Below are 9240 nucleotides of genomic sequence, written 5' to 3'. Positions count from 1 at the left end.
GGAGTGAGGCAGCGTCCCGAGGTCTTGTCAGGCCGCCGACCTGGGCAAGTCCGGTTGCTCGTGGGCTACTTCCGGGGCCGGCCCTCCCGCGTGGTTCTCGCCGCCGCAGGGCGGCATCGGGGCTGATCCCTCCGCCCGGGCGGTGGGCCGGCCGCGCTACCTTTGGCCGGATGCAGCCACAGCAGCCCCACACCCCTCAGGACGCCCGCCCCTCTCAGGACTCCTCCACCCCTCAGGACGCCCGTCCTCCCGAGGGTTCCTACGCCCCTCAGGACTCCTACACTCCTCAGAGCCCCTACGCCTCTCAGGGTCCCTATGCTCCCCAGAGTGCCTACACCCCTCAGGTCCCGGCCTCTCGGAATCCCTACGCCTCCCAGGCCCCCTCCACCCCTCAGGCCCCCTTCGTCCCCGCCCCGGCCGCCGCCGAGCAGCGGCCCGGAAACCGGACGAAGATCGTGGTGCTCTCCCTTGCCGCCGGACTCGTCTTGGGCGCCGCGGGGACGGGCGCCGCCTGGGCGTTGAGTTCCGGCCCCGCCCCCACCGGCGGCACTCCGGAGTCGGACGCGCGTGGCGCATGCGAGGCACTTGCCGGATTCGACGAGAAGAAGTACATGGGGGACGGTCCGGCCAGGGACATCGCCTTCAATCGCTACATGGCCGCCGGGGCGCTTTCCGCGGCCGCGGCAGCCGGTGACCCGGCGTACAAGGAGCTCGCCGAGGTCATCCGCCGGTCCCAGGACCGCCACAACGCTGTCTTCGGCTTCGACGCGAAGGTGAAGAAGGACCTCGACCGGGCCCGCGCGATCTGCAACGACCTTTAGCTCAGGCCGAATTCAGGCGCAAGGCCGGATTCGGCCCCGGTCCGGTGTCCCCTTTATGCGGCGATCACGGGATGCCGACCGAGCCTCCGAGGCGTCTGGGCCGCCGGCGCCGACCCCACGGACAAACCCGTTCACTCCTTCCCCGGCGCGGCATGGCCGGCGTGCTCGAACTCGTCCGCCGGCAGCCGCGCGACGCCGCCCCTCGCCCCGAGCCGCCGCCCTCGCCTTGACGCCCTTGCCGGCCCCCAGCGCGTGAACGCGCCCGGATCGGCGGGCCGCATCACGGTTTTTTGTTCCCAAGTAAGCGCTGTTCAGGGCGATTTGGTGAGGAGATAAGTGGTGCGTGCACCCTTGGCGTGGCTGGTGAGGCGCTGCTATAAAACCCCGGGCGTTGCTCATTCGGGTGACGTCAGGGAACGATGAGGAAGGGGTACCGCCATGAGCAAGGACGAACAGGCATCCGGCGGCGGCAGGAAGAAGATCGCCCGCGCAGCCGCGACCGCCGCGGTCGCCGCCGCGGCCGTGACGGCCATGGGTTCGCCGGCCGTCGCCGCCACCCAGGCCCAGGACGAGCGTCCGGCCTTCACGGTCGAGCAGCTCGACGACATGCTGGCGTCCGCGGACCTGGAGAACGCGGACAATGTCCGCGTCGTCCAGGCCCTTGAAGTCAACCCTGGCGCCATGATCGCCAGGCAGTACGACCGCTGATCATGTCTGTCCGGTTCGAGGGCGTCCTGCCCCGCGCCGTCACGGAGGTCCTCGACCGGCAGGACAGGGACTGGACGTCACGCACGGCGCACGTTGACAGTGACGGATCAGTCGTCTACCTGGCATGTTGCGGCACGACTGACATCACGCAGCCTTATCACAGCCTCGCGTACCTCGCGGGTGCGCTGGACCACTCCGGGCATTCCTATGTCGTGCGGGATCTCGCCATCGAGTTCTGGCACTACATGATGTCGCCCGCGGTCGTGGAGCAGTTGCGCGCCGAGTGCGTGAAGCGCTACGAAGAGGCTCCTGCGGAGGATTCGCTCCTCCCCCTGTTCATCGACGTGCTCGCGGACGGCGAACGGTTCCAGCGCGCGTTCGCGACCCTGCGTGACGAAACGGCGTTCTACGAGCTGCCCGCGTACCTGGCGGCCGTACGCGAACTCAGTCTGCTGCCGCGGCTGCTGACCCTGCTGTCCCGCTGCGCGACCTACCGTACGTTCAGCAGCGCCTCGCCTCCGGGCTCGGAGGACGACCGCATCAATCTGGTGACCCTGCGCCGCGAGGTCGAGGCCGGGTTCGGGATCGACGTCGTGGACGCGTTCTACGATCACCACGCCGACCGGATCGCCGCTCTGCGGCCGGCTCTGGTGGGACTGACGATCCCGTTCATCTCCCAGCTCGAGCATTCGATGGCGCTGGCGACCCGGCTGAAGCAGCGCGGCGTCAAGGTGGCGATCGGCGGACCGATCGCGGCGAAGTTCTACAAGTACATCGACGATGTCGACAAGCTGAGGATTCTGGACTTCGCCGTCGACTACCTGGTCACCGGTGAGGGCGAGACACTCATCGCGCGGCTGGCCGACCACCTTCAGAAGGGCGAGGAGCTGGGCGCGGTCGACAATCTCGTCGACATCCGCGATCCGCGTCCACTGAAGCGGTTCTTCTTCGAGAAGGTCGACTCCCTGCCCCCGCCCAACTACGGGGTGTGGGACTACAGCCTGTACGCCGCGCCGAAGCCGGGTGCGCTCTATTCGCCGACGCGCGGGTGCTACTGGAACAAGTGCTCGTTCTGCGATTACGGGCTGGCGATGAACGCGCCGACGTCGCCCTGGCGTACGCGCCGGCCGGAGACCGTCATCGCGGACCTGAAGGCGGCGTCCCAGTACTCCAAGCACTTCTTCTTCGCCGTCGACGTGCTCTCGCCCGCCTATGCCCTGAAGATCTCCGACGCGCTCATCGAGAGCGGTCTGGACATCAAGTGGATGGCGGACTTCCGGCTCGAGAAGAGCTTCCGGATGGAGAACACCGAGGTGTTCGCCCGGGCCGGATGCCTGGGCGCCGCGTTCGGCATGGAGAGCACGGACCAGGAGGTCCTCGACCTCATCAACAAGGGCACCGAGGTGCACCGCCTCGAGACGCTGGTGTCGGCGTTCGCGGACGTCGGCATCCCCGTGCAGCTCATGGGCTTCACCGGGCACCCCGGTGAGACCAGCCGACAGGCCCAGGTGACGCTGGACACGGCCGAGGCGATGCTCGAATCCGCCGCGACCGTGGCGCTGGGGAAGTTCGGGCTGACCCCGGGCGCGGACATCGCCCGGCGGCCCGAGCACTACGGGATCGAGGTCCATTACGACCCCTCCGGCGATGTGGCCATTCCGTGGGAGATGAACTGGTCCCACCGCGAGGAGATCGACACCTATCCCGAGGACGACTTCGCGCACTCGCTCCGGCTGATCAGGGGCTTTCCCTACCCCTTCCTCGGGTCGACGTCCACGCTGCACAGCCTGCTGTACTTCGAACGGAATCCCAAGGCGCCGTTCCCCATTCCCCAGTGGGGATACGTGGACACGTGGAAGGCGTTCGACGTCATTCCCTTCTACCACGCGCACGAGGAGTCGGGCACGACCACGTTGCTGAGCGGGCTGACCGGGCGCGCGGTCGTCCTCCATCCCGAGCAGGCGAAGCTGTTCGCCGCGCTGTTCGACGGCGGCACGTGGCTGCGGCTCCAGGCCAAGGAAGGTCTCTCCCGACAGGTGCGGGTCCTGCTCGACTTCCTGGTGAAGAACTCGCTGGCGATGTTCCTGCCGGTGGAGACGGCATGACGCGGCCCAGACTTCTCGTCGTCGTCCCGCCGCAGGCGGTGAGCATGGTCAACGGTCCGCCGTTGGCCCCGCTCCTGCTCGACTACGCGCTCACGCCACACGGCGTGGACGTCGAGTTCTTCGATGCCAACCTGGACTTCTTCGGCTGGCTGTGCGGCGACGACGTACGGGCGGCGGTGACCACCCGGCTGAAGCAGCTCGCCGTCGCCGAACTGTCCAGCGACGTCCTGGAATCGGAGGACCTCACCCGTGTCGGCCGGTACCTGTCGTTCCTCGAAAGCCCTTACTGCCGGGGCGGGGAGGTCAGTGCGGCCCGGGCGGGCATGGACTGGGACGCCGCGCACGAACTGCTGGTCAACCCGCGTGCCACGGTGCCCGATCCGGAGTTCCGGGACACCTGGCTCGGTGTGGCCATGGACCGGCTGTGCGAGGAGATCCTGCGGCGCGAGCCGGACCACCTGGCGTTCTCGACGCTGTTCCACACGCAGACCGAGGCGACGGCCGAGCTGTGCCGGAGACTGCGCGCGGCCGGATTCGCCGGGCGGATCGTGCTCGGCGGAGCGGCCGTCAAACTGACCGACGACCTCGCGCTCGAACAGCTGCTGACCGGCTGCTCGGCCGACCTCGCCTACAAGTACAGCCTGTACGGGGAGTTCCCCACGCTCGCGGCGTTCCTGCGCGGCGCGTGCGAGGCCGGCGAGGTGGCGAACGCCAGCTACCTCGACGGCACGGGCAGACTGCGCCATGCCTCGGCGAAGGGCGGCGCGGTCCGGTCCATGGTGCGCGCCCTCTCGTACGACCTGGTCACCGAGGTGGACTACCTTCCGGAACACATCTATCCCGTCCTCCTGTCGGAGGGCTGCTACTGGGGCAAGTGCGATTTCTGCGACTACCCCTTCCTGTCCTCGCAGGACCCGTTCAAGGTCAGCGCCTTCTTCCGCAAGGCGTCCGATGTCGTCCACGACATCGGCGTGCTGGTCGAGAAGCTCGGCGTCTCGCGGATCGACCTGATCTCGGACGCCGTTCCGATGGGGTATTTCCGGCTGCTGGCGGACGCCGGCGCGGGCCGGCTGCGGGACCTCGGCGCGCGGCTCGAATGCTCGATCCGGGCCGAGCCCAAGGCGAAGGCCCATCACTTCGAGGCGATGGCGGCGGCCGGGGTCGATCTGGTGACGATCGGCGTCGAGTCGCTGGCGGACGAGGTCCTCGACGGGATGGGGAAGGGCAACACGTACGCCGACATCATGCGGTCGATGCGGCTGGCGCGCGAGCAGGGCATCAAGGTGAAGGCCAACCTCATCTTCGACCACCCGCGCATGCAGATACGCCACGTCGACGAGACGCTCGAACGGCTGGAGGAGGTCCTGCCGTACGTGGAGTCCCTCGGCGTGCACTCGTTCGGGCTGACGCCGCACGCTCCGCTCGCGTTCACTCCCGAGAGCGCGAATCTGGTGATCCTCAAGGACCAGAAGACGACCAACGACCACGGAGAACACCATCTCCGGTTCGTCCGCACCGACATGACACCCGACCTGAAGAGCCGGCTGTCGGAGCTGCGGACGGTCGTCGAGGAGGCCGCCTACCGGCTGGAGGCCGCCCGGTCCGGCGGTGCCGCGGTCGAGCGCCCGCGGAGGATCGTCCACCTGCCCTACCGCTGGGACGGCCACCGCGCGGTCCGGGACACCGTGCCCGATCTGAGTGTCAGCATCCCGGGCGCCGTCGCACCCTTCTCGTACTTCGTGAAGGGCCGCGCGGATGGGTGAGGCGCTCGACGATCCCGGCGGCGCCGGGCTGGTGGGATTCGGGGGCGCGCCGGTCGTGGCCCTCGACGCCCTCGCACCCGCAAAGTCCGCGGCCGCCTGCTTCTTCGGGGTCGACATCGACCTGTCGAAGCGGTTCGGGGACAGTTCCGACGGCGCCGCCGCCTTCGTGCGGCGCTGGTCGGCCCGGATGGGCCCGTGGACGCGGGGCCACCGGCCCTCGGCCGTCGACGTCGGGGTCCTGACGGGCGAGGCGGCGGACGTGATCCGCGGCGCGTCCGAGGTCACGGCACGGGCCTTCGCGGCCGGATATGTTCCCGTCGCCGTGGGCTGCGACCACACGGTGAGCTACCCGGTGGCGATGACCGCGGCCCGGCGGCACCAGGATCTGACGTACGTCTACCTGGACGCCCATCTGGACCTGGGGCTGCATCTCGACCACGACCGTGACGGACCCGCCGGGGCCGGCGCCCCCGCCGGAGTCCACAACGGCAATTTCGTGGCCGCGATGGCCGCGGGCGGTGCCTTCCGGGAGATCGTGAACGTCGGCGCCCGTGCCTGGACCACGTACGACGACGTCTACGGTGCAGGCTGCCCGGTCACGATCGTCCGCGAGGTCGATCCCGCCGGCCTGTCGGCGCTGCGCGGCAGGAAGGTCCACGTCAGCCTGGACATCGACGTGCTCGATCCGGTCCACGTGCCCAACACCGGCAGCCGGGAGCCCTTCGGAGCCACCCCCGAGCAGGTCGTGAACGTGCTGTCCTGGCTCGCGGACCACTGCACCGTCGTCAGCGCCGACGTGTCGGAGGTCCTGCCCGACCCCGCCCACCGTACGACCGCCGAGATCGCGATGCGCTGCGCCCACGAACTCGTCAAGGAGCGAAAGACCCGATGAACGACAGGCCGATGTCCCCGGCGAGCGACGGCGTCGTCGAGCTGCGCCCGCACACACCGGCGAGCCTCGAACCGCTCGTCCGCTGGAAGAACGACCTCGAGATCCAGCGGATGAGCGACGACGAGATCCACACCTACAGCCGTGAACAGGTCGCCGCGACGCTGGAGCGGTGGATGCGGCCGAGCGAGGACGTCGTCCACCTCGCGATCGGGCTCACCGGCCGCGCGGAGCCCATCGGGTTCCTCCATCTGGCGCTCATCGAGCGGGCGCACCAGCGGTGCCGGCTGGGCATCGTCGTCGGCGAGAAGGAGCTGTGGGGACACGGTTACGGACACCAGGCGGTCGTCCAGGCGGTCGGCCACGCCTTCGACGTGCTCGGCCTGGAGCGGATCACCGCGGAGGTCTTCGGGGACAACCCGCGCTCCGCACGCCTGCTCGAAGGCGCCGGATTCGTCCAGGAAGGCGTGATGCGCGCGAGCATGCTCCGCGACGGGCGGCGCGTCGACGAGCTGGTGTACGGACTGCTGCGGCACGAGTGGAGCAAGGGGCGCAAGTGACGAGGACAGGGACGACGGCGCGCGCGGGGACGGCGGAGGCCGAGGCGCCCGCGCCGGAGCGGGGCACGGATCAAGGCACGGAGCAGGGTACGGACTCGGAGCAGGAGACCGAGGCGGAGCCGGGGGCGGTCAGGCTCGGGATCAGCCTGTCCGACTTCGTGCCGGAGCGCGGTCACACGGACGACGTGTACCGGCGGGTCTCGTACGTCGAGTACGGCGGGCACCACCCGCCGGCGAAGGACGCCGGGGTGCGCCACCTCCTCGACGAGGGCGTCGTCGCGGACCTGGGCCGTCACCTGGTGTCGGTGGAACTGCCCGACGTCCTCGACATCGAGGACGAGGCCCGGCGGATCGCCGAGAACCACGCGGGCACCGCGCCCCGCTACATGGTCACCGACTTCGGCTTCTGGCGGCTGGGCGGACGCGACGAGCGCAACCTGTGGTTCCGCCCCGCGTCGCTCACCCACGAGGTCGCCGAGCGGATCGCCCGTAACGTCGAGGGCCTGTCCCGCGAGCTGGGGGCGCCGGTCCACGCCGAGAACCCCTTCAGCCTGACGCACGCCGGCGAGCTGAGCCCGGTCGGCTTCATGCGGGAGCTCGTGGCGCGCGGGGCGACGCTGTGCTTCGACATCGGGCACTTCTACGCCGGGTGCGTCAATGCGGGCATGGACGTGTGGCGGGAACTGGAGCAGGTGCCGTTCGAGGCCATCCGCGTCGCGCACATCGCCGGGCTGAGCAAGGTCGGTTACGGCGGCAGGCCGCTGGTGATCGACAACCACAACGTCCCGCCCCTGAAGGGGTGCCTGGAGGTCCTGCGGATCGTGAAGGAACGGTCGCCGGGTCTCGGCTGGGTGACGTACGAAGCCGAGCTGGCCTCCACCGAGGTCCAGCACCGGGGACTCGACGCGATAGAGAGGGCGATGGCATGACCACGTCGGAAGAGCTCGTCCACGACGTGCCGGCCGAGGACTGTTTCCGGACCCTGGTCCGCACGCCTCCGCACGACGAGAAGACGACGGAATACCTGGCCTGGGCCCGTTTGATGGCGCAGGTCGTCGACGACCTCCACCGCTGGGCCCCCAACTTCGCCGCCGCCGTCGCGTCCTCGTTCCGCTCCCTCGACGGTCTGCGCCCGTACTGCGAGTCCGGCGACTACGAGCGGGCCTACACCGAGCCCGTCGCCCACGCCGTGAACTTCGTACGCCACTTCCTCGCACAGGAACACCCGGCGTGGCTGAAGGACCTCGCCCGCTGTGAGATGTGGGCCAGTCCCCAGCGGCAGAAGCTCGACGCGGGGGAGCAGGCGGTCCTGAAGGAGGCGCTGGGCGTCCAGGAACGCGCGGGCAAGGAGTTCGTCGTCGTCGGCCACGACGTCCTGGAGACGCTCCAGCAGGTCGTCGGCTACCGCGACATGACCTTCGTCCGCTCCGCGCCGCTCATGTGGCTGCTGCGCGTACCGCCGCTGGACGTGACGCCCGATCCCGAGCCGCGGCCGGGCATCGTCGTCTTCCGGAGCGGGGAGACGGCCGTCTCCCTGTCCTACGTCCCCGCGGGCGGCGCGCGGTGACCGGCGCCGTCCGCATCGGGGTGGCGGTCGAGGCGGCGTGCGACCAGTACACCCAGGGCGAGGCGGCCGGCGGCTGGACCACCGGCTTCGTGGAGTACGGCGTCCATGCGGCCACCGGCATCCCCGACTGGGTGATCGACACCCGGCGCGCCCTGGGGTGCGGTCTGACCCTCCACCCTCTGGACATGAACATGGCCCAGCCCGAACAGGGCACGGGGCCCTGGCTGGAGTCGCTGGCCGCTCTCGTACGCGAGCACGAGGTCTCCGCGCTCATCAGCGACGCCGGTTTCTGGTACCACGGGCGGCGCGAGGGCACCTGGTTCCGTCCGCCGGACATGAACGTGGCCGCCCCGCGCTGCCGGGAGAGCGCGACGGCGATCGCCGCCGCGTGCGGGATCCCGTTCCGGGTCGAGAACCCGCCCCTGGAGTGGCTTCCGGACGCCCCCTCGCTGTGGTCGTTCCTCGACGAGGCCTCGGACGCCGAGGGCGTGCAGATCTGTCTCGACCTGTCCCACGTCCTGCAGTTCGAGCGCAATGTGCATGGGCGCAGCCCTGTACTGCCCCGCTCGTTCCCCTGGGAGCGCGTGGCCGAGATCCACCTCGCCGGTTACGTGAAGGCGGAATTCGGCGGCCGGACCATGTACTTGGACCAGCACCTCGCCGACATCCCGCCCGAGGAGTTCCGGTTGCTGGCCGAGGTCGTCGAACTGCGCGGACCGGAAAGCCCGTTGGACATCTGCCTGGAGATGGAACCGCGCGAGCCGGGCGCGTTCGTCTCCGCGGTCGACAACATCCGGACCGCTCTCGGCGCCGCCGTCTGATCCTCC

At 69.7% G+C, this 9240-nt stretch carries 9 protein-coding genes; all 9 read left to right on the top strand.

From position 1 onward, the window contains the following. The first annotated feature begins 455 nt into the window (after positions 1–455). A complete protein-coding gene (locus ABZ693_RS04790) occupies positions 456–821 on the top strand; it encodes a hypothetical protein (protein ID WP_359873383.1) in 366 nt (121 codons plus the stop codon). 438 nt (positions 822–1259) lie between these two features. Further along, positions 1260–1529, top strand: a complete 270-nt coding sequence (locus tag ABZ693_RS04785; RefSeq protein WP_359873381.1) for a hypothetical protein — start codon at positions 1260–1262, stop codon at positions 1527–1529. Between the two features lie 2 nt (positions 1530–1531). Further along, entirely contained in the window at positions 1532–3634 is a 2103-nt protein-coding gene (locus tag ABZ693_RS04780; RefSeq protein ID WP_359873379.1) for a B12-binding domain-containing radical SAM protein, read from the top strand. Next, a complete protein-coding gene (locus ABZ693_RS04775) occupies positions 3631–5397 on the top strand; it encodes a B12-binding domain-containing radical SAM protein (protein WP_359873377.1) in 1767 nt (588 codons plus the stop codon). Before ABZ693_RS04780 ends, ABZ693_RS04775 begins: the two co-directional genes overlap by 4 nt. Beyond that, positions 5390–6289 (top strand): arginase family protein, encoded by a 900-nt coding sequence (locus tag ABZ693_RS04770; RefSeq protein WP_359873375.1) that lies wholly within the window; start codon positions 5390–5392, stop codon positions 6287–6289. The genes ABZ693_RS04775 and ABZ693_RS04770 overlap by 8 nt, the downstream gene beginning before the upstream one ends. Continuing rightward, positions 6286–6846: a GNAT family N-acetyltransferase gene (locus ABZ693_RS04765; protein WP_359873373.1), complete on the top strand. Its 561-nt coding sequence runs from the start codon at positions 6286–6288 to the stop codon at positions 6844–6846. The genes ABZ693_RS04770 and ABZ693_RS04765 overlap by 4 nt, the downstream gene beginning before the upstream one ends. Continuing rightward, positions 6843–7775 carry a multinuclear nonheme iron-dependent oxidase gene (locus ABZ693_RS04760; RefSeq protein ID WP_359873371.1) on the top strand — a complete coding sequence of 311 codons (933 nt, stop codon included), beginning with the start codon at positions 6843–6845 and terminating at the stop codon, positions 7773–7775. Before ABZ693_RS04765 ends, ABZ693_RS04760 begins: the two co-directional genes overlap by 4 nt. Continuing rightward, a complete protein-coding gene (locus ABZ693_RS04755; RefSeq protein ID WP_359873369.1) occupies positions 7772–8413 on the top strand; it encodes a hypothetical protein in 642 nt (213 codons plus the stop codon). Before ABZ693_RS04760 ends, ABZ693_RS04755 begins: the two co-directional genes overlap by 4 nt. Next, entirely contained in the window at positions 8410–9234 is an 825-nt protein-coding gene (locus ABZ693_RS04750) for a multinuclear nonheme iron-dependent oxidase (protein ID WP_359873367.1), read from the top strand. Before ABZ693_RS04755 ends, ABZ693_RS04750 begins: the two co-directional genes overlap by 4 nt. The last annotated feature ends 6 nt before the right edge of the window (positions 9235–9240 follow it).

This window comes from Streptomyces laurentii (assembly GCF_040635425.1).
Classification (GTDB): Bacteria; Actinomycetota; Actinomycetes; order Streptomycetales; family Streptomycetaceae; genus Streptomyces; species Streptomyces laurentii.
The sequence above is the reverse complement of the archived record's forward strand: the minus strand, read 5'-3'. Positions and strand labels throughout refer to the sequence as shown.